The 25,848-nt window shown below is 54.7% G+C and carries 26 protein-coding genes and 1 pseudogene; 4 read left to right on the forward strand and 23 right to left on the reverse strand.

The features are described from left to right. Positions 1–126 precede the first annotated feature (126 nt). Positions 127–504, reverse strand: a complete 378-nt coding sequence (locus QN377_RS08575; protein ID WP_203327756.1) for a hypothetical protein — start codon at positions 502–504, stop codon at positions 127–129. A gap of 139 nt (positions 505–643) precedes the next feature. Further along, positions 644–1,087 carry a hypothetical protein gene (locus QN377_RS08580; RefSeq protein ID WP_203327757.1) on the reverse strand — a complete coding sequence of 148 codons (444 nt, stop codon included), beginning with the start codon at positions 1,085–1,087 and terminating at the stop codon, positions 644–646. A gap of 184 nt (positions 1,088–1,271) precedes the next feature. Here QN377_RS08580 and QN377_RS08585 point away from each other — a divergent pair, with 184 nt between their 5' ends. After that, positions 1,272–1,556, forward strand: coding sequence for a hypothetical protein (locus tag QN377_RS08585; protein WP_203327758.1), 285 nt, complete (start codon positions 1,272–1,274; stop codon positions 1,554–1,556). A 161-nt stretch (positions 1,557–1,717) separates the two neighbouring features. Here QN377_RS08585 and QN377_RS08590 read toward each other — a convergent pair whose 3' ends face one another. From QN377_RS08590 to traJ, 11 genes and pseudogenes are all read right to left on the reverse strand, one after another. Continuing rightward, entirely contained in the window at positions 1,718–2,344 is a 627-nt protein-coding gene (locus QN377_RS08590; RefSeq protein WP_203327759.1) for a hypothetical protein, read from the reverse strand. A 168-nt stretch (positions 2,345–2,512) separates the two neighbouring features. Continuing rightward, positions 2,513–3,775, reverse strand: coding sequence for a reverse transcriptase domain-containing protein (locus tag QN377_RS08595; RefSeq protein WP_203327760.1), 1,263 nt, complete (start codon positions 3,773–3,775; stop codon positions 2,513–2,515). An 848-nt stretch (positions 3,776–4,623) separates the two neighbouring features. After that, a pseudogene (locus QN377_RS08600) lies at positions 4,624–5,108 on the reverse strand (tyrosine-type recombinase/integrase); the annotation flags it as partial. Positions 5,109–5,612: 504 nt separating this feature from the next. After that, positions 5,613–5,756, reverse strand: coding sequence for a hypothetical protein (locus QN377_RS08605; RefSeq protein WP_162939418.1), 144 nt, complete (start codon positions 5,754–5,756; stop codon positions 5,613–5,615). A 53-nt stretch (positions 5,757–5,809) separates the two neighbouring features. Further along, complete coding sequence (locus tag QN377_RS08610; protein ID WP_203327740.1) at positions 5,810–9,562, reverse strand: zincin-like metallopeptidase domain-containing protein; 3,753 nt, start codon at positions 9,560–9,562, stop codon at positions 5,810–5,812. Between the two features lie 15 nt (positions 9,563–9,577). After that, complete coding sequence (locus QN377_RS08615) at positions 9,578–9,736, reverse strand: hypothetical protein (protein WP_162939414.1); 159 nt, start codon at positions 9,734–9,736, stop codon at positions 9,578–9,580. Between the two features lie 2 nt (positions 9,737–9,738). Then, entirely contained in the window at positions 9,739–11,826 is a 2,088-nt protein-coding gene (locus QN377_RS08620) for a DNA topoisomerase 3 (protein WP_120266796.1), read from the reverse strand. Positions 11,827–11,830: 4 nt separating this feature from the next. Then, on the reverse strand, positions 11,831–12,382 hold the full coding sequence (gene traF / locus QN377_RS08625) for a conjugative transfer signal peptidase TraF (RefSeq protein WP_238939193.1): 552 nt from the start codon (positions 12,380–12,382) through the stop codon (positions 11,831–11,833). Beyond that, positions 12,379–14,322, reverse strand: a complete 1,944-nt coding sequence (locus QN377_RS08630; protein ID WP_120266795.1) for a type IV secretory system conjugative DNA transfer family protein — start codon at positions 14,320–14,322, stop codon at positions 12,379–12,381. Before QN377_RS08630 ends, traF begins: the two co-directional genes overlap by 4 nt. Next, the gene (gene traI, locus QN377_RS08635) at positions 14,319–16,820 is read right to left on the reverse strand and encodes a TraI/MobA(P) family conjugative relaxase (protein WP_322214172.1); all 2,502 of its coding nucleotides are present in this window, start codon (positions 16,818–16,820) and stop codon (positions 14,319–14,321) included. The genes QN377_RS08630 and traI overlap by 4 nt, the downstream gene beginning before the upstream one ends. Positions 16,821–16,869: 49 nt before the next feature. Next, positions 16,870–17,247: a conjugal transfer transcriptional regulator TraJ gene (gene traJ / locus QN377_RS08640; RefSeq protein ID WP_120266793.1), complete on the reverse strand. Its 378-nt coding sequence runs from the start codon at positions 17,245–17,247 to the stop codon at positions 16,870–16,872. A gap of 340 nt (positions 17,248–17,587) precedes the next feature. On the opposite strand from traJ, the gene QN377_RS08645 reads away from it, so the two are divergent. The 3 genes from QN377_RS08645 to QN377_RS08655 are packed head-to-tail and all read left to right on the forward strand — an operon-like array spanning position 17,588 to position 19,163. Then, positions 17,588–17,998: a TraK family protein gene (locus tag QN377_RS08645; protein WP_120266792.1), complete on the forward strand. Its 411-nt coding sequence runs from the start codon at positions 17,588–17,590 to the stop codon at positions 17,996–17,998. Then, a complete protein-coding gene (locus QN377_RS08650) occupies positions 17,998–18,726 on the forward strand; it encodes a conjugal transfer protein TraL (RefSeq protein ID WP_120266791.1) in 729 nt (242 codons plus the stop codon). The genes QN377_RS08645 and QN377_RS08650 overlap by 1 nt, the downstream gene beginning before the upstream one ends. Further along, on the forward strand, positions 18,726–19,163 hold the full coding sequence (locus QN377_RS08655; RefSeq protein ID WP_203327742.1) for a conjugal transfer protein TraM: 438 nt from the start codon (positions 18,726–18,728) through the stop codon (positions 19,161–19,163). The genes QN377_RS08650 and QN377_RS08655 overlap by 1 nt, the downstream gene beginning before the upstream one ends. Positions 19,164–19,224: 61 nt before the next feature. Here QN377_RS08655 and QN377_RS08660 read toward each other — a convergent pair whose 3' ends face one another. The 10 genes from QN377_RS08660 to QN377_RS08705 all read right to left on the reverse strand — a co-directional run bounded on the left by QN377_RS08660 (position 19,225) and on the right by QN377_RS08705 (position 25,829). Next, complete coding sequence (locus tag QN377_RS08660) at positions 19,225–19,863, reverse strand: IncP plasmid survival protein KfrC family protein (protein WP_203327743.1); 639 nt, start codon at positions 19,861–19,863, stop codon at positions 19,225–19,227. Positions 19,864–19,890: 27 nt separating this feature from the next. Next, complete coding sequence (locus QN377_RS08665; RefSeq protein WP_120266789.1) at positions 19,891–20,244, reverse strand: KfrB domain-containing protein; 354 nt, start codon at positions 20,242–20,244, stop codon at positions 19,891–19,893. Between the two features lie 214 nt (positions 20,245–20,458). Next, a complete protein-coding gene (locus tag QN377_RS08670; RefSeq protein ID WP_120266788.1) occupies positions 20,459–21,289 on the reverse strand; it encodes a DUF3800 domain-containing protein in 831 nt (276 codons plus the stop codon). 262 nt (positions 21,290–21,551) lie between these two features. Beyond that, positions 21,552–22,592: a ParB/RepB/Spo0J family partition protein gene (locus QN377_RS08675; protein WP_120266787.1), complete on the reverse strand. Its 1,041-nt coding sequence runs from the start codon at positions 22,590–22,592 to the stop codon at positions 21,552–21,554. Beyond that, complete coding sequence (locus tag QN377_RS08680) at positions 22,589–23,359, reverse strand: ParA family protein (protein WP_238939195.1); 771 nt, start codon at positions 23,357–23,359, stop codon at positions 22,589–22,591. The genes QN377_RS08675 and QN377_RS08680 overlap by 4 nt, the downstream gene beginning before the upstream one ends. A gap of 2 nt (positions 23,360–23,361) precedes the next feature. Further along, positions 23,362–23,664: a TrfB-related DNA-binding protein gene (locus tag QN377_RS08685; protein WP_120266786.1), complete on the reverse strand. Its 303-nt coding sequence runs from the start codon at positions 23,662–23,664 to the stop codon at positions 23,362–23,364. Positions 23,665–23,845: 181 nt separating this feature from the next. Then, entirely contained in the window at positions 23,846–24,103 is a 258-nt protein-coding gene (locus tag QN377_RS08690; protein ID WP_322214177.1) for an antirestriction protein ArdR, read from the reverse strand. A gap of 53 nt (positions 24,104–24,156) precedes the next feature. After that, positions 24,157–24,492, reverse strand: coding sequence for a KleE stable inheritance protein (gene kleE / locus QN377_RS08695; protein WP_120266803.1), 336 nt, complete (start codon positions 24,490–24,492; stop codon positions 24,157–24,159). A 111-nt stretch (positions 24,493–24,603) separates the two neighbouring features. Then, a complete protein-coding gene (gene kleA, locus QN377_RS08700; protein ID WP_323567619.1) occupies positions 24,604–24,921 on the reverse strand; it encodes a stable inheritance protein KleA in 318 nt (105 codons plus the stop codon). A gap of 419 nt (positions 24,922–25,340) precedes the next feature. Beyond that, the gene (locus QN377_RS08705) at positions 25,341–25,829 is read right to left on the reverse strand and encodes a hypothetical protein (protein ID WP_162939417.1); all 489 of its coding nucleotides are present in this window, start codon (positions 25,827–25,829) and stop codon (positions 25,341–25,343) included. Between the last annotated feature and the right edge of the window lie 19 nt (positions 25,830–25,848).

The raw sequence follows: 25,848 nt of genomic DNA on the forward strand, positions 1-25,848 counted from the left end.
CACTTGCCTAAAGGCGTTCATAGATATTCCTGCTCGATCCCGTGGGCAAAAGTGCCCCTCTTATACGGGCTAAGACCGCTCGGCGGCGGGCTTGTGGGTGCAGCGACTTTTCCGATCTATTTGAGGTTAGCGGCTCGGTGCGGCCATTTCGCGAAGGTCACTGATGATCTTCGGAACGACCACAGATAATTTACCGTGCTTCAGTGCCGCATTTCTGATCGTGGTGGCTACATCTTCGACGCGCCAATATTCCTCAACAATCGGCGCAGACGCTTCGGCCTTTCCATAGATGTAACTGTTGAGCAGAACCCCTGGCACATGAGTCAACACAAAGCCCATTGCAACGCGCCCGTGCCGATCAACGCAGGCGACCAGCAGGGCAGTCATTTCATCAAAGCGCCCATCTTTCGCCAGCTCGCGTAAAACTCCAAGAGCAGGCTCGCTGACGTGTTTTTGGTCCCAACCTTGAAAGAACTCAGTAACGATTTCTTCAAACGCCCGCATCGTGCTACCTCACTGAAAATGATTAATAGGGAGTGAATGCTGCCCTCTTACGCCCTAGGCCCCGCAATCGGCGGGGCTCTGGCGTTCCTAGGGACTTTCCGTTAACTGGTTGGGTCGATCGAATGGCTTTCAGCAAACTTCAACTGGCCGACGCTCCCTCATTCGCAAGCAGGGCGTGTATGTGGGCGAGGTTGATCGCCCGACAGAGATCAACAGCACGACCTTCTACACTGGTCACATCACCAGCTCGCACGCCCGGAAGCTTTTCACCGTCGATCCACTCCTCCTCGTCCACAATCGTCGTGTAGCGTGCCATGTAGCCCGCAATATCGCTGACGTCCACCTGGTGAGCCCCCGCATGGGCCAGCGCATCGGAGTAGTGAATGAGGTTCCAGCCAAACCGTTCTTCAAAGCCGGCCACGCGCACGGCTAATGGGTCAGCAATGGTCAACTGCGGGGCGTGATCGAGGATGAGCTTGCGCATCCACTCAGCAGTTTTCATCCCTGCATTGATGGCGGCAAACTGGATACGCTGCGTTTCAAGTGCATTGAAACGTAGTGTTGGCTTGTACTCTGTTGACATGTTCCCGTACCTAAGAGGATTGCCGGCAAATGCCGGCTTTGGATACGCGAACATTGCCGGCATTTGCCGGCAATGTCAATGCTACTTGATTCCTAAGCCAATCATTGAAAATCATCACGCCATCCTTTATGTCTATAGATCAGGTCTCAATTCGGAGACCTGATCATCAAAGAGCTAAAAAACAATGAAAAATCCGCTTGAAACCCAACAGACACGTGCGAGAAAAGAGTTCAAAGCTCTTGGTCGCGCCGAGAGCAACGGCATTACCGAAAATGACATTGTGCAGGAAATGGTAAAGGATATGAGTAATCCAAACTCCGCCCAATCACTCCTGCAAGCAGCAGCTGCAGTTATGTACATGCAGTCTGTGAAAGACGGCGAAACTCCAATCAAGGACGCGGTTGACCGTTGCTTGGCCGAAAAGCGCGAAGCACAACCGAGCGCTGACTTGGTCCCTGATCCATCGTAAATCCGCTTGTGCTGACCCTTGCTTTGGAAAAAATAAGGGTTTTGACGCGTACAGCGTTTTCCGTGAAGTATGGGTCACTCAGTACAGGGTAATCCGTGTTTCACGGAACGTTCGTTACCGACCGATGTGATGCTGCAATGACCGATTCATGTCAGCTTCGTTCATGCTTCATCCTTCGCTTTGATCGGATTGGCTGCTATCTCTGCAGGTGCAACCCCACCTTCCATATCGCCAACTGCCGTTTCTTGAGGCAGCTGCGGCCGCGAGAAAAATTGGAACCCCATGCCCTTTAGTTCCGCCAGGAAGCCTTGCCCGTTACCTTTCAGATCCTTTTCTGACCATACTTGATAGATCAGCAGCCAGTGCCTGTCCTTTTCACGCGGATCAGCTTGCTCAAGCTCGTTTGCTCGAGCGGTGACAGCTTTTATCACTTTTTTTCGAGCATTCCGCTTTGCGTATTCGAGAAGGAGCACATTGGCTACACAATCATCCAGTGTCACGATCTCGATGAGTTGGTCGTCTTCCAGCCCCAAAGCGAAGTCATACTTAAGCGCGAGGAAAATGGCGTGCGCTATGGCGTCCGGGTATAGCTTCCGCAGGCCAAGGTGGATCAGAGATGTTGAAAAGATAACGATCTGGGCCTTCAGATCGGCATGCCAGTACGGAGTAAAAACATACTCGTCCAATATTGGAGCAAGGTACGGATAGGCCAGCGCAAGGTTAATGGTCTCTTGTGCGTACATCCGTTTAGCTCGCAGGCTGAGCATGCGGGGCTGTGGCTCGGCCATGTCATTTGATTGGCTCTGCACGTGCGACTTTGCCAACACTTTAATCGCACGCGTAGTTCAGCGGGGTCGATTTTCCTAGACCTGACGCTGCAAATCACGCTGCAAAGCCGCAAGCTCATGCCAAGGATGTTGTCACCGGTGAGATTTACGGCCCTGCATTAGGCAATTTCAAATGCCCTGCGCTGGCTCAGGGCGCTCCGAGTGGACCGCTGCAAGCAGCCTTACCCCCAACATCCTACGCTGAGCCGTGCCATTTGTTTTTTGAAAGAGATTCGCTTTCTCTATTTCATACTGCGCCAATGTACTTGTGATGTAGTCATCCAGGCTCTTTATCCACTGGCCATTGCTGCAGAAGGAAAAGGCCTTTCCCCAACCCAGGATTACTCGGTCGAGATTCTGTAGCGCGCCAGAGTAGGACCCCTTTGGGGATATATCTCCAGCTTCGACACTGAATTTCATCATGCGTATCGATGCGTCTAAATCAGATTTGATCCGTTTCTTGAATCGCTCCCTCGTAGCTGTAGATGGCTGGACCAATCCTGCCGAAACGAAGCAGCCCAAGAAATCGAATCCTTTAGCTGTAAGGCCCCTTGAAGCTTTGTCGCTTGTTGCTAAGGGCCGGTATGCTTCAAGTGAGAGCTTTTTGAGCTCAGTCTGTGCTTTGCTAAAAGCACGGTCCACACAGCCCATGTCCTTCCCGAGGATCAGGAAGTCATCGATGTACCGAAGGCAAGTGACCTCACCATCGTTGATGGTTTTGTCGAAGTCGTGGAGGTACAAATTGGCTATGAGTGGCGACAGGGGAGATCCCTGGGCTACACCCTCCACCCCAATGGGGAAAATCTCATCGAGACCCTGTCGCCGAAGCACGTCAATGTTCGCAAGCTCTGTGGTGATAGCTGCTTGAAATAAAGCAACTGTGTCTGGGCATTTGATGTGAGGGGCCACGAGTCTCATCACACGGGACTTGTCAATTCTAGTGAAGAACTCGGCGATATCTGACCTGATATGGTAGGCGGCTCCTTTGGCAATGGCTGCTTTGGCGTCGGCTATCGCCATCGAGACCCGTTTGTTTTTTATGCCCCCATAGCTCGTAGGGGTAGCCAGCGCTTCTTTCACGAACTTAATACGGGATAAGGCGTCGAGTAGAGCCCGCTGGACGATCCGGTTGGGTATAGGTGAAAGCACAATCGGGCGAGAATTTCCGTTGGCTTTGGTTTTTGCCACGCCGGTCTGCTTTTGGAAGGTAAAGGTCTTCTTGGATAGCGCGCGCTGGATGTCGGAAAGCGACTTGGGGAGTTGGCTCTCGAAATCCTTGGCTTCGTTTCGGATAGTTTCGGATGATGAAGAAAAGGCGCTTTCTTTGACCTTCCTCCAGGCCGAATACAACGAATCCCCGCTGTAGATCCTACGGTAAAGCGACGAGGCCACAAAAACTCCTTGTTTGTTGGGAGACACCAGTGAACTCTCACCCAACTGCTACAGGGGACCTTCAACCTTCGGGAGACCGCGAAGCCTTAACGGCGATCTTGGTCGCGACCCGGACAGCAACCTCCGAAGAGAGATGGCTGGCGTCTGTCAAACTTGGTTCAGTGCTGTGAGGCGGCTGCACCAGCAAGCAGGCGAGGCTGATCGCAGTCACGAAACTCCGTGATGCGGCGAGCGCCAAGCTGGCACGTTTTTGCATAAACGCATGATTACCCCCAAAGATTCCGTCAAAATACGATAAATCGTAGCTTTTTGGGCCTCGCGGTTAAGCTCGCGCCATGCGCCAGGTTGGCACGTTTTTGCACGACCGCATATTGTCCTCCGAAGGCCCCGCCAAGGTGCAAATCGTACCTTTTTGGGTTTCGCGGTCAAGCGCGCGCCGTGCGGCTGAACATCGAACACCGCGCTGAAAATAAAGCTGCTAACCGTCTGGTGACCCCAACGTACAGACAGAGTTACGGTTATTGACGCAGCAGTCGAGCGGTGCCCTTTACCTTCGGGAGACCGCGAAGCCTTAACGGCGATCTTGGTCGCGACCCGGACAGCAACCTCCGAAGAGAGATGGCTGGCGTCTGTCAAACTTGGTTCAGTGCTGTGAGGCGGCTGCACCAGCAAGCAGGCGAGGCATCCCGATGTTAATCAGCCATGCGGCCAAAAGCCATCTATTTGGCGGCTCGTTTATTGGAAAGCGATAGGATGAGGATTGGGTCCACAAGACTATTCGCTTAAAAAATATCGCGAAAGTGAATGCCCCCAATCAGGCGCCAGACTCTAACGCTAGCGATAGTCGTCTACAGCGCAAGCTCAAATGCCCTACGGATAACAAGCTGGTCAACGCTCAGATACGGCTTGCTGTGATCGAACTGGAATGGCCAAGAATGGTTTGTACGGTCTCAACGTCGCCTGTCGCGGCCAACACCTTTGCCGCGAGTGAGCGCCTGCCGCTGTGCGATGACCCCTGCTTAATACCGGCCTGCCGGTAGAGCCGGCTGATCGCCTGCTGGAGTGAATCACAGGCCCGGTACACCTCCGACCCACTGTCCAACTCGCGGTGCTTGAATGCCAGCTCAAAGGCTTGGTCCTTGTGTGTGGTAACCAGCTTTGAACCTGGGCGCAGGCCCCGGTATTCGTCAGCGCCGGAAAAGCCCCAGCGTCGTCGCAAGCGAACCGCGATCCAGCCATCCAGGGCCGCAAGGCATCGAGCATGTGTCAGGTACACATTGCGCGGACCACCCTTTGTGATGTCTGCTCGTAGATACACCTCCACCCTCAAAGCCCTTAAGAGGTAGCGAAGCGTCTTCGGCTCTTCGCTCGCCACTCCCCCTTGAGCACGTGCTGTCGGAATGCCCGTGACTGGAAAGCCGACGACTGCTCTTGGCCGAGGCTGTGTAAAAAGGTTTTCCGCGCGATTGGAGCCCAGTGTTGGACTGAAAATCGCGTTTCTACGCAAAATCCAGATCGGCTGAGCAGCCGATCATTTTCAGATTTCGCATAGACGCGCAAACTTCAATTTTGACGAAGCGTTTTTACACACTCTGGGCCGATTGCTGCCTGTCATCACCATCGGCATCGTGCGGTTCTCAGGCACACGGCAGGCCTACGTTGGTTTTTGGGTCTATTGCTCCAAAGCCGCGAATAGGGAGCACCGGAACAGGGGACACACTTAAGCCCAGTGGTTTAGCGTACGATTTTTTCCGAATTCTGCGGCCTCCCCTACATCAAATTTTGTTCACCTTCCTGTTCTGAAGTTTTGCGCCTTCCTCCTGCGACAGCTCCCCCTTCACCTTGCCAACACCGCGCGCATAAGACACTTCGTAGCACTGCCCTGCGGCTGCTGCTGGAAGCGCTCCAGGTTGATCGTGGCTGGTTCACCGTTATGGGTGAACGTCAACGGCTCGGGGCCGCCACTTTCTCCGTGCTTCATATGTATCTCCTTTTCGTCTTGTGACACTTGTGTTCCGTCGCTCACGACGCCTCCTAGCGGCTAATGACGCGACGGGTTTGCTGCTTTTCCTCGATGCCTTGGACGCGCTCCTGGATGGGCTGCTGTACCTTGACCTGGTGCTGCTCGATGACCTTGGCAACGGCGTTGTTCACTTGGCGTTCCAACCCCTCGCGCTCGAGTGAGCTTTTTGTTGCAAGGTCGTTGAAGTCAGTAAGCCGTTTCATTTTGTCCAGGGCTGCAAGCTGCGCATCACTGAGCATTTCTGCCTTCAACTCCGCAGCTCGCTCAGATTGCGCAGGATCGCCGGCCGAAGGGCCATCTTGGCTAATCAACGTCTTGAGTTCTCCAGCGGCTTGCGTGTGCTTGCGATAAGCCTGGGGGGTGATTGCAGGCAGCGTGTCGGGGTAAACAACCTCTCCAGGTGCGAAGGTAGGGAATATGGCTTTCCCTCCTACTGCCTTGGCCGCTTCTACCGCTTTCGTTCGACCAGCATTAGTACCGTGGGTCATGACCTGGTGCCGATCGTCGTCGCCGGCGATGACGATCGGCTTATCTGGGAATTTCGCGTGCAATGCTTTCGCCACGGCCGGCAGGTTGCCGGAGTCGAAAGCGGCCACGGTTGCATGGCCGAGGCTGGAAGCCAGTGTGCTTGCTGTTGCATAGCCTTCGGCAATGACGATAACCGGTGCCGCTGCAAGCGCATCGAGGCCACCCAACGGGTGAAAACACCCCTCCTTCCGACCATCCTTGGCAAAGCGCTTGGTGCCGTCCTTCTGGATGTATTGGGCTGTCCACTGCTTGCCGTTTTCGTCTATTGCCGGAATCACTGTTTCTTTGCCGGCTTTGTCGGTTAGGACGCCAGACAAGGGCTGGATTCCTTTTGCACTCATGTACGGGGTCAGCTCGACCACGGGCACCAGGCTTTCCATGCTGCGAGTTACTTTCGCTGCCACGGCTTCATGCGTTTTGAGTATTGAGGCTTCCCGGGCTTGTAGCTTGTTCGCAGCCTCGGCATGCAAGGCGGCCTTCTGCTCATCAGTGAGCGTGTAGCCTTTGCTTTTCCATTTGATTTCAATTTGCGTTTTGTTATTGATGATCGAGCCGGCTGGATGTCCATCGGTATGACCCACATAGAAACCATCTGTGGCCCCCGCCTTGCCGCCTTCAACTGGTACCCGATGTTTCTTACCGTCCATGATTGGATGATCGCCACTCACGATCAGGCCAACCGAACGCAGAGCGTCGGCAAATTCCTCGCGAAGATCCAGGGCCGGCCTGACGAATTCGGGCTTCCAACGAGCCAAGGCGGCAGTATCTCCATTAGGGCCTACATACCAGGACTTCGCAGCATTATCCCAAGCCGCTCCAGCTGCCTTTGCAGCAGCTCTTTCACCGTAGGGAACTGCCAGGTACTCACGAGTGGCTTTAGGCTTGGATGCAGTCTGCGGGGTTTCTGAGCGCTCTTGTGTGAACTCCGCTTTAGCCGATAAAGCCAGGCGGTCGATAGCATTTTCCTCAACCTGGGCATGGCTATTGATCGCTGCCAGTCGGTCGGCCTGATCTTGTGCTTCTTCCTGGGTTTCGTAATCAGCCAACCAAACGGCCTTGCCTTCCTGGTCGCGGGCATACAGGCCGTAAAACTCCGGCGATTCATCGCCTTCAACCATGTGAACGCCTTCCTTGTCAGGATCTGTAGCAATTCCCACGACCTGAGTTTCACCCGACCAATCACCCGGCAACTCGTAACCCAACGCTTGCCCACTGGTGACGCCAAGCAGGCGCCCAAAGCTTGCCTTTAATTCAGGTTCCGGCTCGCTGAGTACATTGCGCAGTGCGGTCGCAACCATCTGCTCGTTAGGGTTTAGCGGCATTGGCTCAGGCGCAACATTGACGCTTTCCTGCACCTGGTCACGCTTCGCTACATCAACACGGCGGCGCTGTTCATCGGCAATAATTTCTTGCGCACGCTGGATTTGTTCGGCAACGGTGTCCACGTCATTAAACATCGCCTCCATCGCTTCTTCGCGCCGCGCCCAAAAAGCATTGTCGTTGGCCAGCGGGTGCATGGCGGCCAGCACCTGGTCAAAGACTTGCAACTGATCGTCAGTCATTCGCCGTGCTACTTGGTCAAGGTCTGCGCGCTCGATGGCACGCAACGCCCAATCCTCAGCTTGAATGTTAGGGCGCTCTGGTTGTGTTGGGATCTGCATGCTTGCCCCCTGCTCGTCCGGCTCATCCTGGAGCCTGTGAGGTTGTTGCGTTTGGCCCTGCTCCTGGATCTGCTGCTGCTCCAGGCCGAGAACAAAGGTCTGGATTTTTTCTGCGTCAGAGGCCGCGCGGAAAATCTCCAGCGGATCGTTCTGCAGAGCCTTAATCCAGGACTGAACATAGGATACGTGCTGGCCTGGGTCATGCCCTATGCCCAGCTCGTCACCAAGGATCATGCTTGCGATTTCAGCGCGCAATTCTTCTTTGGCGTACCCTTCCGACCCGAACGGATGTGACAAGTCCCGATCAAGGCGCGAGCCGTGGCCCGTCCAGTGGCCCAGCTCATGAAGCGCCGTTGCGTAGTAGTTATCGGCGCTGGGGAATTGGGCCTTGTCTGGCAACTGAATGTTGTCAGTAGATGGCCTGTAATACGCCCTATCGCCACCGTGCCGAATATCAGCCCCGGAGGCTTGCAGGATCGTCTCTGCACGCTCCAGGGCATTCCATGTCTGGACTGGTTTTTGATAAAGAGGTAAGCCGTCGATCTGTTCTGCGTTGAAGACGTTCGCCATGAACATTTTCGGCCGCTCCAGGCGCACGCGAACCTTGACCGGATCGCCCTTACCGTCCAGCACTGGCTTGTTGTTCTCGTCGCGCTTGGTTTGTTCTTCTTCAAACTTCCAATACTGGATGGATGTGCTTTTTTCGCCCTTGCGTACTTGGGCGCCGGCTGCTTTGGCTTGGTTGAACGTCAACCAGCGCTGATCGTCGCGGCCCTGAGAAAGCAAATGAATGGCGTTGATACCCTTGTACCGTTTGCCGGTAGTAGGGTTGAAGGGCATCATGCCGCCTCCGTCTCCGGCCTTCCAGGGCATCTGCCAAGGGGCCGTGCCTTGCTTTAGCTGCTCGATCAGCTTTTCGGCCACGACTTCGTGGAAAGGTTTTTTAGCGTCCATGGTCTGTTCCCGCTTGAACTGGGCATGATCTGATTCGGGGAAATTTTGTTGCGACCGGCTGCGGTCGCGCATCCCTTCGGCAACCATCGTGGTGACGTTGATTAGGTCGCGGATCTGCATCGGGCGCGAGCGCTCGATGCAGGTTTCGCGAAAAGATCGGGTGCCCTCGATGACATTGCCGCGTGTCTGCGGCTCGATGGCTTCACACGCAAAGGCAAACACTTCCTCGGCTTTAAGCGAGTCGTCAGCCTCTGGATAGAGCTGAGCTACTTCGGCCCAAAGTTCGGACATGCCAGGTTCATTGCGGGACTCGATAATCCCGTCTAGGACTGCTCGCTTTTCGGCGGGGTTGAAGGTGTTGATCCCAAAGTGTCCAAGGACTTCGTGCCTAAGAGTTTCTTTAAACTCGTCTTCGTTACGAAAATTGGAAGTGGCGAAGTCTGCTTGTCGGCTTCCGGGACGAAATGAACCGAGGATTCCTCCAACGGCTTCTCCTGCGGCTTGCGGTCCATAAAGTTCCTCCTGGGTTGCTCTGAGCTTGTAGCTAATTGTGGACGCTACCGGGTAGGTAGCGCAGAACTCAATTACTAACGCCTTGGCATCATCGACGGATAACGTCATTGAATGTCGCCTCCGTTATTGGTCGCCGCTGCTGTCCGCGGCGTCCTCGACGCTCAAGGCGTCTTCCGTGAAACTGCCGGCCTGGTCGGCTTCGTCGGGGTCAAACTCGACCTCAAAACCAGGCACCATTGCGTCGGTCAGCTTTTCGTTAAGTGCTTCATTTTGGTCACTCATGGTCATGCTCCTTTCGCAACGGAGGGCTTGGCGATGTTTGCCTTGGCCAGATTCGGTTTGCCTTTGAAATCGGGATAGCTAGCGGTGCAAGTTGGGTACCCGCTGCACGCCCAAAAATGAGTGTTGGGCTTCTTGCCATCGCGGCGAATCAAACCCTTCTGGCATTGGCTGCATTTGTAAATGGTGGAGACTTTCGGCGCCTGCTTGGCTCCGGCGATCTTTACTGCGCCCTGGTTGGCTTTAGCTACCTGGTCGCGGATAAGCGTTTCTTGCTTATCCATGAATGCCTGCATATCACCGCCGCCCTGCTCGATGGCGAGCAACATGCGCTCATACATCGCGGTCAGCACTGGGCTTTTCACAACTTCTGGCAAAGCGTCGATCATGCTGCGGCCCAGCTCGGTACTGACCAGGGCCTTGCCCTTGTCGGCCAGGAAGTTGCGGCGTTTCAATTCTTCGATGATTGAAGCGCGAGTAGCTGAGGTGCCAATGCCGTCACCGTCGCGGAGCATTTTTTTATGCTCTTTGTCGTCCACGTACTTGTGGATGTTCTCCATCGCCTGGGTCAAAGAGCCTTCGGTGAATCGGGCCGGTGGCTTGGTCTTGGAGTCGCGGCGCATAGCTTTGAGGCAAGCGGTCTGATCGCCAGTTTTCATACTCGGCAGGCTTTGCGACCCGGCGTCTTCGCCATCGCCTTCGCCTTCCTCGGAGTCGTTAGAAGCGTCAACGCCGAAAGCGTCTTTCCAGCCGTTTTTTGTTACCACGTTACCGTGAGCAAAAAACTGTTCGCCGGAAACGTCCAGCTCGACAGCGGTATTTAGATACTCATGGACGGGGTAAAACTGAGCCAAGTAGTAACGAACGATGAGGTTATGAATGGCTCGTTCTTCACTGCTGAGCTTAGCCGCATCACCTGCCTGAACGGTTGGAATGATGCCGTGGTGCGCAGTGATTTTTGCGTCGTTCCAGGTCTTGGATTTGATTTTTGGGTTGGCCCCGTCAATCAGACTTTCCAGCTCTGGCACTACACCTTTGAGCGCTGCCAGGATGGCCGGCGCATCAGCAAATTGCGACTCGGGCAAATAGGCGCAATCAGTACGCGGGTAGGACGTGAGCTTGTGAGTTTCATACAACGACTGGCAGGTGGCCAAAACTGTAGCGGCGCTGTAGCCAAAGTGTTTGGACGCCAGAACGGTAACGTCTGTAAGCGACAGTGATTTTGGCTGTGCTTTCGTCTTCGGCTCTTGCTTGTAGCTTGTGATTTTGCCGGTCTGTCCGGACAACGATTTGACCAGGGCATCTGCTACGGCGGTATTGGTCAAGCGACCTTCTTCGTCCAAACCTTCCTGATCTTCGCGCGGCCTCCAGTCGGCCAGAAACTGACCGCCTTCGTGCTTGAAGGCTGCACGGATTCCGTGAAACGGAATCGCCTTGAAGCCTTCAATCAGACGGTCACGCATAACAACCAAATTCAAGGTCGGTGTTTGTACTCGACCGACTGTCAGCAGTGCCCGCGAGCCGCCTCGGATCGCGCGCAGCGTGAATGCACGACTAAGGTTCATCCCAATCAGCCAGTCAGCGCGTCCGCGCGCTTCCGCTGCATCTGCGAAGCCCGCATATGCCTTGTTGTCTTTGAGGGAGTCCAGGCCCCGGCGCACGGACACTGAATCAAGCGCACTGCACCAATAACGCATCACTGGTTTGTTGTTGCCGAACAGCAGTCTTACCGGCTGATCGACAAGCAGTTGCCCTTCCCTGTCCGGGTCGCCGGCATGAACAACTTGATCGGCTTTTGCGTAGAGCTTGGCAACAATGTCCAATTGCTCCTGGGCGTCGTCGCGCGGGTTGTATTGCCATTCTTCCGGGATAATTGGCAGGTCTTCGATACGCCAGATTTTTTTCCCATTCTCCGCGCGCGGTGCGTCTGCGGCAGTGTAAGTATCGGGGTCGGCCTGCTCCAGCATGTGCCCGAAAAACCAGGTCACTATGTCAGAACCGCACTCGATGTAGCCCCTGCCCTTTCCGGTCTGGCCCAACTCGGCGGCGATTGCTTTTGCTACGGATGGTTTCTCTGCGATGAATAGACGCATAGGGTCATTCTCCTTTCCAGGTCAGTACAGGCCGAATCACCGACGTGACCTGGCTGCGAGTAATCGGGCCGAAATAACGGCCATCGAAGGATGTAGGGCTGCTATCTGACATAAGCAAAAGCTCTGAGGCGCCAAGCGTGTAACGCGCCGAGGAAAGCTGTGGCAGTGGACGGCCTACACCGTCTTCGGCTACAGGTTTGCTGTAGGGAAGGACTTCACCGTTGACCGTCACGCCCTGCGGTGTCACCGCGATGGTGTCGCCTTTAGCAGCTAAAATTTTCTTCATCAGGTGGCCGAAGTTTCCAGGGCAAAAACCGGCGTCGATATATCCCCGCTCTTTGGCGTCCACAAAGACTTTCCGCTCTGGCGGGCAGAACATCACATAAGCGCCTTTAGTGATTGGCGCGTCAGTAATCCAGTACAAGCCAAGCTCTAGGCTCTTACTCGTATTGAATCGACCACCTGCTGCGTAAATGCCGCCTGCGACTCCCCCCACGCCAATACTTGCAGCGAGGGTGATACCTGCGACAATCCGAAGGCCCTTGCGCATAGTCATATGGCAATGGCCTCCTTAGCCGTTGGTTCGTTTTGCAGGCGCAGCCTGTCGGTGTCCTTTGGTTCCTCGACGGCCGCGCGTGCGGTAAATGTCGGGTCTTGGAAGTACAAAGGCTGTTCGCCATAAATGGCCGGGAAGCCTGCGACGTAAACGACCATATCCCCCGCCTGGGTAATCTGGCCTTCCGAGTCTTTTTTAGGCCCAGGCATGCGCAAGCATTCATCATCGGTCAGCAAGGGCCGCTGGACTTCTTGCATCGTCCTGGATACTTGCCCCATGAACACACCAGCGCGCTTGCCGCTGGTAGTGATTTGCTCCTTCACGACCGTAGTAACGCCGGTCAGCTTGGAAAGGTGCTGTGCGGTTTCGATCCGGTTGGGTGGATAGGCATTCTGTACGTGGCAGTTTGAGGTAATCGTTTCGTCAGGGCCGTAGCCTGTTTCGCGGCTCTTGAGCTGGTTAATATCCTGGCAAATCAGATAGAACTTGATCCCGTAACCAGCAACGAAAGCCAGCGACTCTTGCAGGATTTCCAGCTTCCCGAGGCTTGGGAATTCGTCAATCATGCCAAGCAGGCGATGTTTGTAATTCTTCTTGGAACGAACGTAGGAAAGGGCCTGCTGTTTGAATCCCAGTCGATCTAGGAAGCGAGGCCAGGCCGGCATTTCTGCCTTGACGCGCTCAAATTCCATTTTGTCTGCAAGCAAGCGAACAATCATGTTGACCAAGACGCGCACCAGTGGCCGCAACCGAGCCTTGTCGTTTGGTTGGGTAACAATGTACAGGCTTACCGGGCTGTCATGGTTCATCAAGTCTTTGATGCGCCACTGCGACTTGCTGACGTTACGCGCTACAACTGGATCACGATAAAGGGCCAGATACGATTTCGCGGTAGACAGAACCGAGCCGGCTTCTTCTTCCGGCCTATCCATCATGTCGCGTCCAGCCGATCCAATGACCGGATGATTCTCGCCATTGACGTGACTGTACTGCGTCATTTCCATCCATAGTTCGCCAACGTCCCTGTTGGGATCGGCAAGCATGGTATCGACGTAGGGAAGCGTAGCCGGGGTGCCTTCGTGCTTTGCCTTGTACAGAACGTGCAGAATCATGCCGACCAGGAGGACTTGCGATGTTTTCTGCCAGTGAGATTCAAGGCCCTTGCCGTCTGGATCGACAATGAGGGTTGCCAAGTTTTGAACGTCGCCAACCTCGTACTCGGTTTCAAGGCGAATTTCATCAAGCGGGTTCCAGTATGCGCAACCAGTCAGGCTCGCCGGCTCAAATCGAATAACCTTGTTGCCGGCATGTTCCTTTCGCCAGCCGGCCGTCATGGCCCATAGTTCGCCTTTAAGGTCAGTGACAACGCAACTGTGGGGCCATGAAAGGAGTGTCGGAACAACCAGGCCGACACCTTTACCCGAACGAGTCGGGGCATAGCATAGGACGTGTTCAGGGCCGTTGTGACGCAGATACTGGAGCTTGCCGGACTTGTCACGCCAGGCTCCAACATAGACGCCACCATCGCGGCCATCGTTGCCCAATAAACTAGCGTCCTCAATGTCCTTTTTGTCAGCCCAGCGAGCCGAACCGTGTAGGTGTTCGTTAGCTTTGGATGAGTTTGAGGCGATTACCTTTGCGGCTGCGGTGACGATCAACCCCCCGGCCGCGACCAGCGTGCCGACACTGCCGGCTGCGGTCAGCGCATCGGGATAAATGCCGTTCCACTTGTGCCACCAATCAAAAATCGCCCAAGGCGCATACAGGTGGTTGTAGTTCGCACCAAGAATCGCTTGGTACTCAAATTTCCATGCAAAAAATTGGGTAGCGGCCGCCGATCCGGCGACAAAACTTGCAAGGCCAAGGGCGGGTACAACCTTACTTTTCCCTGGCTTCTTGCCTCTGGTTTGCGGCCCAACCGCATTATTGGCTTTACTCATCTGCTCCTTCCTTTCTTCGTAACTGCGCCCTTGTCATTCAAGGTGACTGCATCACCCAACGAATAACGCTTGATACGGCGGGCGGTGGCCGCATCGACTGGCAACACAATGATTTCTTCGTCGCGCTTCAAAAGAGCCAGGGTTTCCCCTTCTATTTGCCGGGTTCCGGCAAACAAAGCGGCGCCTTTATCGTCCTGAGTATAACGCCTGTGATTCGGTATATCGAATCCTTTAGCCCGTTTTGAGGTGCGTTCCGCAATGTATTTATCCGCTGCTGACTTCGGCTGAGCCGGCATGGTTATCTCAGGCGCAGGCTTTGGCATCGGTGGCCGTGGCATTCCTGGAACGCTGATAGGGCCATCTACGGGCAGCTCGCGAATCTTGGACATAGGCTGCAACCGTCCTCGCAACATGGCCGGTGGCAAGCCACCGACCGGGATAACGCCAGGCTTGTTGGTTGCACCAGGGCCACGCGGGTTTTTCCCTACCCTTCTTCCTGCCCCAGAAACACCCCGTCGCATGCCTCCAGCATGTTCGGCTCCTTCGTGCTGCACGCTATGAGGAACATCACGCGGCAATAGCACTTCACTTCTTTCGGGGAGGCGAACCACACCGAGTTGGGACAGCTCTCGCAGACCGTTCCCGGACAAGGCCGGCGGCTTGGGTCCAACCCCTCCAAGACCGGACTTATTTGTTTGTCCTGGTCCTCGTCGAACTCCGGTTCTGGCGGTTCTTCCGCCACGCTTTGTTCTAGATCCGCCATCACTGCTGCTAGCTGATCTTCTTCGCTCATCGGCACTTCGGTTTGGTCTACTTGATCGGTCATTGCCGCTCTCCTTACTTGTTAAACGCACCAGCTCTTGGCACCGCGCTTCCAGCGCAGCGTCATTGAAGGTGATGTTGAGGTTTGAAGTCGCCGCGACACGGGCAATCTTCTCTTTGAATTCATCACTGCCGTTGACGGCGATGTTCTGGCCGTAACGGTGAACAGCCATGCGCAATACGGCCTCCAACCCAGCGCGATTAGAGCCGCGCGCCACCTGGAGCGCTTCGCCATCGTCTCGAATGGCAGAGCCAGCAAAGCGGTGAATTACCGTGCCGTCTTTGGTAACGCTGTCCACCTTTAAAGGCATAGGACTTGAGCGCCGTGCAGGGCCACTACCGGCAACGGTGTCGCCGGCGCGGGGCTTGGCAGGTTTGCGCGCGCGAAGTGCCTTCAGCGCCTGCTGATCCCCTTCCGTGGCCTTTGCCTGGAGCCAATCAGCCCATGCTCTTTTTGAAAACTCTCCGTGGATAGATTGCCGCTCGGCCAGGTACTGGGTATTGGCTTTCTGGATCTCGGCATGAAGGGCTTTGCTGACCAGGGCGTATAAGAGCTTTTTGTTGACGCCGGGGCCGCTGAGCATTTTTATCGCTGCGCGCTTGAGTCGCCCGGTGCCCTTGGCGGCCTCCACAGCCTTGTCCTTGCGATTCTTTGCGGCACCCCACGCCGTGGCGCGAGCATGAACCTTGATACCCTGCTCGGCCTTATAGCGGGCATACAGCTCGGTTGTCGCCGTACTGCCAGCACTATGAATCGGCCGCCCTTCGTAACGCTTGCCAGGCTCGCCCTCGATTGCCCCCAGTTGCGACAGAGTGCTAAGCCGACCTTTACGCATGGGAGGTGGCTTACCACCTACCGCCACAACAGGGGGAGCTTTACGGTTATGCAAACCCGGGCCGCGCTTTGCGGACGCCTTCTTTTTGGTGTCCCCTTCAAATGCCCCTAGACGCTTTTCAAGGCTCGGCTTTGACAGATTTCGGGAAACGGAACTGGCCTTTACCCCTACTCCGCTGCCATCCGTGATTACCAGACCGTTGCCGCGCTCTTGCAACTCCAGACCGTTCTTGCGCATAACTTCATGCAAGTCATTCCAGGTATGGGCCTGAGTCAGTTGGTCTGCGCATTCACGCTTGATCCAGCCCAACAAACTTTCGATACCGGCGTGCTGCTCCATATCGTCAGCGCCGTTTTCACTGCCGCGCTTTCGGCCTTTCTGGTTGGTTAGCTGCAATCCGTGTTCACGCTCAAGAACAGCGCACATATCGCTACGAACTTTGTAGTCCCGATATGGCTCATGGATTGTGTACCGCTCGGGGTGGATTTTATTGATCGCGATATGGATATGGAGATTGTCAGTGTCGTGATGCACGGCACTGACCCGCTGATGTTCTCCGAAGCCAATAGCCGCACACATGCGGTCTTCAATATCGCGAAGAACTTCGGCCGATGGCTGTTCGCCAGGAGCGAAGGAAATCAGCAGGTGATAGGTCTTGTCGCCTTCGGCGCGTTGGTTGCATTGCTGAACAGCCAGCGCCTCAGCTACAGCCCATTCCAGCGTTTCGTTCTGAAAGTTAGTGAGGCGAATCTCACCAACACGCTCTTGCTTCTCCTGGGAATTGGAGATGTATTTCACCAAGTTCCCGAAGCTGCTAAGGCGCGCTTCGTTCATTGGCATTTTCCGGGAAATCACGAAAACACTCGCGCGATTTTAGCGGCTAAAAAATTCATATCCGGCGCACCGTCTCAAGCATGGCTGCTTGGGTGTCTTCCAGACGTTTCAATAACGCGCGAACCGTGCCCTGCGTCCAGGCGTTACCGACAACGGCCAATTTCTTGTCGTCAGTCAGCCACAACTTGAGCAAGCCACCGAGTCGGCCAAGGTCGGCATTCACTTTTGCCAGCTCGGCTACAAGCTGGCTATCAAGCGTGCTTTTGATTTCGTAGCCCGCTCCGACGCGCAGCAGGTAGGTCGAAACCGTCAGTCCGACCGCTTGCGCATTCGCTGTTATTTGATCCCTCTCGCTCGGCAGGCAATACACCTTCAAAGGTGGGCTGCCTTTCCGCGTCACGGTCTTTTGATCTGATGGTTGTTGCTTTGGCATTTGCTTCACGCTTCTCGCTTCTCGCTTCTGTCGGCGGTAGCCGGCGCCTCGCAGAGCAAGACACCCCGTTGAGCACGAAGTGCGAATAAGGGGAAGTGAAGGAGGAGCCGCCCGTTTACGGGTGGGCCTACTTCACCTGTCTTGCCCGGCTTATCGCCGTTGATACTCCAAAACAATACCATGCACGGCGCCGTTCTCGTACCGTTTTTTTCGGTATAAACGATGTTTTCAGCTCGCAATCGAGCGCAAAGCACGGTAAAACAACGGTGTGTGACAGAAAGGAACGGCAGAATTATGGAAAAACAACGGTAAAAGAACGCTAGAGGAACGCGAAAAGACTATGGCTAAGAATCTGTCAGAGCGGATCGCTGACCGGATGCGCAATAAGAAAGCCACGGTAGGAGCGCAGAACCGGGGGGCTTTTCTCGCGCTGAAAGGCGAGATTATTCAGGCCCTTGATGACCGATGGCCGATCAAGACGATATGGGAAACGCTACATGAGGAAGGAAAGGTGACGTTCAGTTACCAGGCTTTCCGTAACTATGTGAACAGCTTGATCCTGGAATCCAAGCAAGGCGCGGCACCGAAAGCTCTAGCCGAGGAAGCACGCCCTGGAAGCCAGGCCAGCAACGAGAAAGAGACTGTGCCGGCCACTCCGCGCACTCCTGCAGCGAAAGCAAATCCAGTCAAACCACCGGCACCGACTGGCTTTAACTTCGATGCAAAACCTAACAAAGAGGACTATCTGTAATGGCAAAAATCCACATGATGCTCCAGGGCAAAGGCGGTGTAGGCAAGTCGTTTGGCTGCTCGGCCTTGGCGCAGTTTTACTCGTTCAGTAACCGCGAAGTGACGTGCATTGACACCGACCCTGTGAATGCGACGTTTGCCGGTTATGAGGCGCTTAACGTGCAGCGCCTTGAAATCATGAACGATCAGAAGCAAATTAACCCTCGGAACTTCGATAATCTGATCGAGACAATCGCCACGACTGACCGTGACATCATCATTGATAACGGCTCGTCTTCCTTCGTACCACTGACCCACTACCTCATCAGTAACCAGGTGCCAGCGCTGATAAAGGATATGGGGCACGACCTCATCATTCACACGGTCGTTACTGGCGGGCAGGCTCTATTTGATACGGTTTCCGGCCTTGGCCAACTTGCGAGCCAGTTCCCTCAAGAAGCTGAGTTTGTTGTTTGGCTCAATCCGTTTTGGGGGGCAATTGAGCATGAAGGTAAGCCCTTTGAGCAAATGAAGGCTTATAAGGACAACAAGGCGCGCATCACCTCTATTGTCCACGTCCCAAACCTTGACCCTGACACGTTCGGTCAAGACCTCAGCAGAACGCTCCAGGATCGCGTCACCTTTGACCAGGCACTGGCAAACCCTGAACTCACGGTTATGAACCGCCAACGCCTGAAATTGATCCGCACCCAGCTATTCGGCCAACTGGAGACTGCGGGGGTACTCTGATGGCCGACGACCTGGAAAGCCTCCGGCAAGAAATCTTTCGCGTCCACGGCATTTTTGTAGGCAAGGATGATCCGATCATGATCCTGTTCACCCTGAACAACCGGCTTTTAGCCGAGGGTGCCAAGGCTCAAGAGGAGCAGCTTGAACAGTTCAAAAGCGAGCTGGAGGGGATTGCCTACCAGTGGGGGAATGACGCAAAGGAGAAGGCTGAGCGCATCCTGAACGCCTCCCTGACGGCCAGCAAGGAAGCGATGGCAAGTCTCATGAAGGCAAGCGCGAGTGAGGCGGCAAAGACCATGCAAGCCGAATTCGACAAGGCATTGCGCAGGGCTGAGGCTCCCGCGCAAACTGCGCGAAACCTGGTTGTTCTCAACGTCGCAGCGTCCGTGATAACTCTGGCCGCTGCGCTCCTGGTTGTCTGGTCTTCGCTGCACTAGCTGGCCAGTGGCCAGATACAAAAACGCCGGCCCCTGGGCCGGCGTTTTTTTTGACTTCCCGTCAACTGACCGAGCGATTCAAATTGAGTGATTGAGTCTGGCCCCGCCCTACCGTTGCAGACTGCTCACGCTCGACCTTGATCCGCTTTTCTTGATCCTTCTTGCGCATGAGGGCTTCATGGGCGCGCTGCGCTGCGCGCATTTCATCCCAACCCTCAGCCAACTCCGGTTCAGCATGGCGCAGCTTTCGGGCCGCCAGTTCCTCTACGCGGGGGCCGTGAAGCCCCATGCCGTCTTTGATCTCTCTCACGCCTTCAAGGCGCCCGTGAAGGCGCTGTAAAAGCGCTTGCTGCTGCTGGATCTGACACTGCCAATTCGCCCTGGTGCTGGGCATCGACAGGATGCCTGGCTGCTTGGCCTCAATCTGATGGAGCTTTGCTTCCTGCTGCTCAATGACTCCTTCCAAACGAACCTCGATGCGCTCCACCTGGTCGTGCTTGGCCTCCACCTGGGCCTCCAGGGCGGCCGCGTATTGAGACTCCAAAGGAGATGCCTCTAACAGCGCCTGTTGCTCGCCATGGGCGTCTTCTGCTTGCTGTTGCAGGGCGTCAGCCTCTGAAACTATTGTTCCTGCCAGTTTGGCTGGAACGTCCGACAGGGGCTTTACGGACTTATGCGTCTTGTCGTTAACAGCATTCATAAGGACACTCCATTTTAGCGGCTAAAATTAGCGCCTCACCCCCCTGCTCTGCGTTTGCGTCGGGGTATCAACCTGGGCGCGACCGGACTCCGCGCTATAGGTGATGGTTTTTGCGCTACCAATTTCAGGTACTTTATCGAAATCTGAGCGCTTATGCTGCACAAAATCGCGTCCGCTTTGTTGGTAAATACTTTCCTTGTCGGCGTGTAGGATCACGCCACTGTGCGCAGCCGTTTTGTCGGCCTGCTGGGACAAGTAAATGTTGTAGATGGACGGCTTCAACGCTCCAGCTTTCTCCACATTCACGGTTTCCCACTTACCAGGCGCTTTCTCATCCTGAACGAGCTTCTGTCCGTTCATCACAAGTAGACGCTGCTTCATTTATCGCTCCGTTAATCGCTGCTGCGATAACTAAAAAAATGTGTCGGGGCCAGCGGCCCCGAATCCTCCGATTTTTATATCGTTGGAATCATTCTAGCCACTCTTTATTCGATAAATAGATTTATTTACAGGATATTAATGCCGCAAGTCATTATTGCGCATAGGTTTTTTTGACTTTTGACGGCGGAAATTTGGCAGGTGCGTCTTTCGTTCCCTATTCTCCCGCCAATGCACCTTCAGCATCAGGCATGGCTTCTTCCGCTGGGATCTCAGCAGCTTTCTGATGTTCCAGGCCGCTGCACGGCATGGCAACCTCAGCAATACGAGCAGAGAAATATTTGTCGAAGGGTTCCCAGTCCTGATATTCATCAGGAGACACCGCCATCGCTGTTAATCGACCGATCAAGCCGCAGATCCAGTCGGCACATTGGAGTGTCTGGAAGAGATAGCTTTCGCCTTGCAGCGGTGGCTCGATCATTGTCCGGCATTTTTCCGAGGCATCTTCGAACATGGCCAGGGTGCAGGCCTCTACGTTCTTCTCGCGCCATTCGTTCCCGGCCTTTTGTTCATCGAGTACCAGAATGAAGGTCGAATCTTGCTGAGCGCAAAAGCGGTCGATCTTGCGCACCGATTGCAGCAACTGACGTTTGAAAGTCGCTGTCGAATCATGGGCGATAGGATCTGTTGTCTTGTGTTCACCGGTATAGAACAGGTGCCCGCCTATGCTTTTGATGTGATTCAGGAGGCGGAAGGTTGACCGTCTAAGGACTTGGTACTTCGTGACGTTCCGGAGGGAATAGAGCTGCGAACCCTTCTTTTCCCACTGATAGGCAGGCAGGTTTTTGGGGTTGTCATTCACCAAATCCCAAGCCAGTAATTGGCATTTCAGCTTGTAGAAATAGATCGCGAATTCACGCACTTGATCGGCAGGGAGCAGGAGGCCACCGAGGCCAAAGACAGGGCTTGTCTTGTATTGCGGGTGATTGCGAGAGACGTATTGGCCGACGTGCCCGAATTCGTCCAGGTACGCGACGTAGTGCGTCATAGTGACCAGATTCCTTGCCTCAGAAACACGAAAGCCCGCTTGCTTGCGCATCGCGGGCCTCGGAAGGTAGGCACGAAGGTCTGACCCCTCATGCGTTGAGATAATTATTATTCGGCTATGACGGCCCCGTCAATCAAATTGACAAGAAAATTGGCAAGAATATTAACTTCAATGGGTATTTTATTAACTCGTATGGCAAGTTTCACAGCCCCGCAAGGTGCTGTGAGCGCAGCGCCTGGAGCCAGGCGCGCGCCTTAAATGTTTAGCCTTCGACCAGGGCAACCATTTTTGCAGTAGTAAGATCAGCCTCGAATTCCTCGCCGCTGATCTCGTTCTTAAACCAGGCCAGGCCGGTTTCAGTTGGGCGCTTGGTCTGGATCAGCCGGCAAAGGTCGCCGTTGATTTCGACCTGGACAATAGCCTTCTTGATCTTGGTATGGTCTGCTTCTTTCGGCGTCTTCTTCCCGCCATCGCCGGCCCCATCCTCTCCGCCTTCTCCACCTTCATCGTCGTCATGCTCGGCGTCCGTCTTGCCGTTGAATGCGTCGATGGTATGAGGGTCGCGCTCGGTTCCCTCATCCAGAAACTCCCGCAACAGCTTGACGGAACCGCGTGTGATTTCCTGGTTCTCGTCTGCCAGCCAGTCGGCTACCTCTTGAGGCTTGTCCTTGTGGGCAGTTAGCAGCTCGTTCACCAGGGTAATGTCAGCGATACGGCCGCTATCGAACGCCTGAGCGATTACAGGGGGCAAATTGAGTAAGGCTGCGTGTTGCGTGATGTATGCCGGCGACTTGCCCCAGCGTTTGGCAATCTCGCCTTTTTTCATGCCTGACGCCAAACGCTGGTCAATGAGCTTGGCTATTTCTCGCGCCGTGTGACCCTCGCGCTGGATGTTCGCCACCACCTGGTCATCAGGCACAAAGTCGTTGTCCACGATTGCACGGATGGTCGTCCTATGTGCCCATTTGGAGCCACGATAGCGCCGCGCTCCATCGTTGATGATGTAGTGTCCTGGCTTGTCCGGGTTCTCCCGTACCGAAATTGGTTGCTTCACACCGCGAGCTTTAATGGTCGCTCCGATTTCAGCAATCATTTCAGGGCGAAAGCCTGGATTGTCTTCCAGCCGCGGTTGATGGGGATCTTCGTCAATCAGAGTAAGGTCCAGCTCCTTCAGAGCGCTTTCCTCAGCGGCCGCCTGAGTCTTCAGGAGGCCCGAAAGTTTCATACCACCCAATCCCATTCCGCCAGGCTTCTTCGGCGTCACAGCGGCTTCCTGGGGCTTCTTGTCGGTATTGGCGCTCATTGGATAACCTCCATCTTTTCAAACACGTACTGAGTCATTGCACAAATCTCTTTTGTCGCATCACGCGCAGCGGTTTTCTTGATTTCCCACACAGGAATTTGATTACCCAATGCCTCAGCGATGCTGTCACGTTGGCGGATGTCAAAAGGCATTACCAAGTCGGCATAGGCCTCGCGCAAGATCGCCATGTTTTCAACGTGACGCGGAATCTTGACGTTGTAGCGGTTCGGCAGCATTCCGAGGAATTGCAGGGCCGGGTTTGCTTCGCGCAGGTTCTGAATGACGGCCACCATTTTTTCCATGCCCTGCAGGCTGTATGGCTCCAGCTCCACCGGAGACATAACAAAATCAGCGCTCAACAGTGCCGATGCCATTACGTTGCTGAGGAATGGCGGCGTGTCGATCAGGCAAACATCGAAATACTGCGAAAGCGCCTCAACATGGGTGCGCAACAGCGTTGCAGCATCTTCCAGGTCAAGCTTTTCAATGTTGGCCAAGCGATCATCATTGTGAATCAGGGTGATACCCGAATTATCGCGGTCGGCAAAAAATGACAACACAAGGTCTGGCGAATCATCAAACATCTGGCTAGCGAACAGGCCGCACGCATGGGCCTCTAGGGTGTAGCTCGCGTTGCCCTGTGGATCGAGGTCGATCACAGCCACGCGCAGGCCACGGCGCGCACCATCGAACGCTAGGTGGCAGGTCGTCATGGTCTTCCCTTGCCCCCCCTTCTGAATCGCATTTGCCAGTGTCTTCATCTTCATTTTTAAGATTCCGTTTTTTTGTGTGCCTGTTCCCACTTCTTCACAATGAACGCCTGGTGCGCTGGAAGAATCGCCGTTACCCGCTCGTACCCGCTCGGGACCGCACTCTGCTCCTGGAACGCTGACCACACTCGCCGTACTGCCTGCGAGATTGCCCCCGCCGTCAATTTCAACTCCTGCGCGTAGTGCGCTTGAGGTTTGCCCAATACCAAAACCCCGTGCGCTATCTCCAGCGTCTGAGGCGATACATTCAGGTCTTTGGTTGTTTCCGCAAACTGGGCCTCGGTCATGGTTTTTTTGGTCATGGATCATACCCATAATTAGCTCCGCACCTGGCAAGTTGATCAAAGCGGTGTCCGCCGCTGCATGCCGATAAGTTTAGCTAAACTATAGTGTACGGTCAAGAATTTTAGCCGCTAAAAACCATTTATTTAGCTAAATAAAAAGGCCCCATAGGGCCTTTATCGTCATTTCTAAGATTTCTCGCTAACCGTCGGCTTGGTCAACCACAACCCAACACTTGGCGCCGTTTTGGTCGTCACCACCTTCGGCAATAAACACGTGACCACCTTCGTCTACGGCGTAAACTCCAGGACGTTCATGAACCGCATCCCGTAGGCAGTTTTTCCATCCATACACTTCACCTTGCCAGACCAGCACAACACCATCACGGTGATCCTGGTTGCCTGCACGCCATTTGGCGACGGTTGCGTGTAGCGCGCGATAAGCTGATTCATTGTCGATTCCCTATCTGTTTGTAGGTAGATCCTGCCGACCCTTCGCGTGGTGAAATTGAGTTACTTAACGCCTTTGGGCTTGAACACCGACACAAAGAAGGTGAGTGCTACCAGGGCTGCGAAGTGCAGGGTAAATGTCCATCCTGCGTGGCTGCCTGGAGTGTCCCAGTGCCAAAGCATCAACACCCCTTGAAATACTACGTCGAGAGCCAGCAGCCAGCGTAGAACCGGCCAAACGAGCGCGACAACAACCCACAAAACCTTAACGGCCCCCGAGAAAGCCTTTTTAGTCGCACCAGGCCCGCTAGGCGCTTTTAGGGGTGCCGACTCAGGAACAGCATTAAGGGCCTCTTGGGCGCCTTCGCTACCTGGAAACTTGTATACGTTGTTAGCCATAACTTGACCCCTCCCATGCGATTGCATGAACATGCTACCTGCAAGCACCTGGCTTGGGCTTGATGTGTCCGCATCGGGTCAAGTGCCCCGGAGCAATCCGGGGCGCTTCAATCACCGTGGCGGATAAGCCAGGCTTTTTGCCTTCTCTACAGCTTCCGCTGAAAACTTCCCTTTGGCGTCACCTTCCAAGCTGCAAGCCGACAGGTTAGCTCGCTCTCTTAGCTGTTCCGCTTGGCGGGTCAGCAGTTGAGCCTTGTGCGTTGCTTCTGCCGCCTGGCGAGTCAACTCCTGAATGGTGTCTCGGCGCTGTTGCAGGTCTGTGGTTACAACCCCTGGCAGTAAATCAATCCAAGGCATAATACGCTGCTGATTCATCGGGTTCCGACTCCGGTCATTGACCTGGGCAAATTGCCCGGCCTTGAATTGCATTATAGGGCTTAAAGTCCTATTTTTCCATATTTATTTAGCTAAAGATCGGATTTTAGCCGCTAAAATTCTTATTTCTGGTGTCCAACCCATATGCGCTCTATGCCCGCCATATCGGCCAAAATAGCCCACGCGGCATAGGGAATATGTGCATCGCCGCCAGTCCAGCGGCGGATTTGTCTGCCACCATGAATGCCTAACAGTTTTGCAGCGTCGGCCCCACTAAGACCTCTTGGCGGATCAATTCGCAAAAGTATTTCCCGAACCTCTTCCGGGGTAGGCTGCTCCCAACCAGCCGCTGGCCGGAAACACTCCGGCCTAATGTCAAACCTGACAGTATCTGTCATTCGCTGTCTCTCTTTTCTATTCTGGTGTCCATCCGGGCTTTTGCCCTGGCCTGGTTGAGTCTTGTCTTTGCCGATTCAGCCCATTTCCGAACCTGGAACGCCTGGTGTGCAGGCAACACGGCATCGACCAACACAAAACCTGGGGGGAATGCTCACGTCTAATTTAGACAGTTCCCTATCCAGTATCTCAAGAATGCTTAGGTCATAGGAAATATGAGCCTCATGCAATTCCATCGTGTGCATACAGGCATTAAGTGGACTGCCGGAATAGCAAACCATCAGGTCATAATCCCCCACTTCATCCAGCCCCCGGCGCTTGAGGTCGTCGTGCTTCGCGATGGATCGAGCAAGCGTTACGCGGTATGTCTGTATTCGTGTTTCTAACTTCAACTTTCGCTTAATTGGCTCGCTCGTCAGACTGTCTAAATCAGCGCTAGAGTCGGGCACTGTACCCGCTGGTCGCGGCCCTACATCCTTTCCCCACGAGTACTGCGCCAGTAACTGCGCTATCGCCTCCTTGTCGGCTTCGTTGCGTACCTGGCTGGCCTTTTCGTTGAATGTCATTGGTCTGTCCCAGTAGAAA

It is taken from the genome of Pseudomonas sp. CCC4.1, from assembly GCF_035019225.1.
GTDB classification, from domain to species: Bacteria; Pseudomonadota; Gammaproteobacteria; order Pseudomonadales; family Pseudomonadaceae; genus Aquipseudomonas; species Aquipseudomonas bubulae.

What these genes read in the sequence shown, in the direction of transcription:
- traJ (WP_120266793.1), bottom strand. Translation starts at nt 17,247, where the DNA reads ATGCCAAAGCAACAACCATCAGATCAAAAGACCGTGACGCGGAAAGGC.
- QN377_RS08630 (WP_120266795.1), bottom strand. Translation starts at nt 14,322, where the DNA reads ATGAGTAAAGCCAATAATGCGGTTGGGCCGCAAACCAGAGGCAAGAAG.
- QN377_RS08620 (WP_120266796.1), bottom strand. Translation starts at nt 11,826, where the DNA reads ATGCGTCTATTCATCGCAGAGAAACCATCCGTAGCAAAAGCAATCGCC.
- kleE (WP_120266803.1), bottom strand. Translation starts at nt 24,492, where the DNA reads ATGGCTAACAACGTATACAAGTTTCCAGGTAGCGAAGGCGCCCAAGAG.
- QN377_RS08665 (WP_120266789.1), bottom strand. Translation starts at nt 20,244, where the DNA reads ATGAAGCAGCGTCTACTTGTGATGAACGGACAGAAGCTCGTTCAGGAT.
- traF (WP_238939193.1), bottom strand. Translation starts at nt 12,382, where the DNA reads ATGACTATGCGCAAGGGCCTTCGGATTGTCGCAGGTATCACCCTCGCT.
- QN377_RS08650 (WP_120266791.1), top strand. Translation starts at nt 17,998, where the DNA reads ATGGCAAAAATCCACATGATGCTCCAGGGCAAAGGCGGTGTAGGCAAG.
- QN377_RS08610 (WP_203327740.1), bottom strand. Translation starts at nt 9,562, where the DNA reads ATGACGTTATCCGTCGATGATGCCAAGGCGTTAGTAATTGAGTTCTGC.
- QN377_RS08580 (WP_203327757.1), bottom strand. Translation starts at nt 1,087, where the DNA reads ATGTCAACAGAGTACAAGCCAACACTACGTTTCAATGCACTTGAAACG.
- QN377_RS08655 (WP_203327742.1), top strand. Translation starts at nt 18,726, where the DNA reads ATGGCCGACGACCTGGAAAGCCTCCGGCAAGAAATCTTTCGCGTCCAC.
- traI (WP_322214172.1), bottom strand. Translation starts at nt 16,820, where the DNA reads ATGCCAATGAACGAAGCGCGCCTTAGCAGCTTCGGGAACTTGGTGAAA.
- QN377_RS08670 (WP_120266788.1), bottom strand. Translation starts at nt 21,289, where the DNA reads ATGACGCACTACGTCGCGTACCTGGACGAATTCGGGCACGTCGGCCAA.
- QN377_RS08660 (WP_203327743.1), bottom strand. Translation starts at nt 19,863, where the DNA reads ATGAATGCTGTTAACGACAAGACGCATAAGTCCGTAAAGCCCCTGTCG.
- QN377_RS08590 (WP_203327759.1), bottom strand. Translation starts at nt 2,344, where the DNA reads ATGGCCGAGCCACAGCCCCGCATGCTCAGCCTGCGAGCTAAACGGATG.
- QN377_RS08645 (WP_120266792.1), top strand. Translation starts at nt 17,588, where the DNA reads ATGGCTAAGAATCTGTCAGAGCGGATCGCTGACCGGATGCGCAATAAG.
- kleA (WP_323567619.1), bottom strand. Translation starts at nt 24,921, where the DNA reads ATGCAATTCAAGGCCGGGCAATTTGCCCAGGTCAATGACCGGAGTCGG.
- QN377_RS08685 (WP_120266786.1), bottom strand. Translation starts at nt 23,664, where the DNA reads ATGACCAAAAAAACCATGACCGAGGCCCAGTTTGCGGAAACAACCAAA.
- QN377_RS08575 (WP_203327756.1), bottom strand. Translation starts at nt 504, where the DNA reads ATGCGGGCGTTTGAAGAAATCGTTACTGAGTTCTTTCAAGGTTGGGAC.
- QN377_RS08615 (WP_162939414.1), bottom strand. Translation starts at nt 9,736, where the DNA reads ATGAGTGACCAAAATGAAGCACTTAACGAAAAGCTGACCGACGCAATG.
- QN377_RS08605 (WP_162939418.1), bottom strand. Translation starts at nt 5,756, where the DNA reads ATGAAGCACGGAGAAAGTGGCGGCCCCGAGCCGTTGACGTTCACCCAT.
- QN377_RS08675 (WP_120266787.1), bottom strand. Translation starts at nt 22,592, where the DNA reads ATGAGCGCCAATACCGACAAGAAGCCCCAGGAAGCCGCTGTGACGCCG.
- QN377_RS08705 (WP_162939417.1), bottom strand. Translation starts at nt 25,829, where the DNA reads ATGACATTCAACGAAAAGGCCAGCCAGGTACGCAACGAAGCCGACAAG.
- QN377_RS08585 (WP_203327758.1), top strand. Translation starts at nt 1,272, where the DNA reads ATGAAAAATCCGCTTGAAACCCAACAGACACGTGCGAGAAAAGAGTTC.
- QN377_RS08680 (WP_238939195.1), bottom strand. Translation starts at nt 23,359, where the DNA reads ATGAAGATGAAGACACTGGCAAATGCGATTCAGAAGGGGGGGCAAGGG.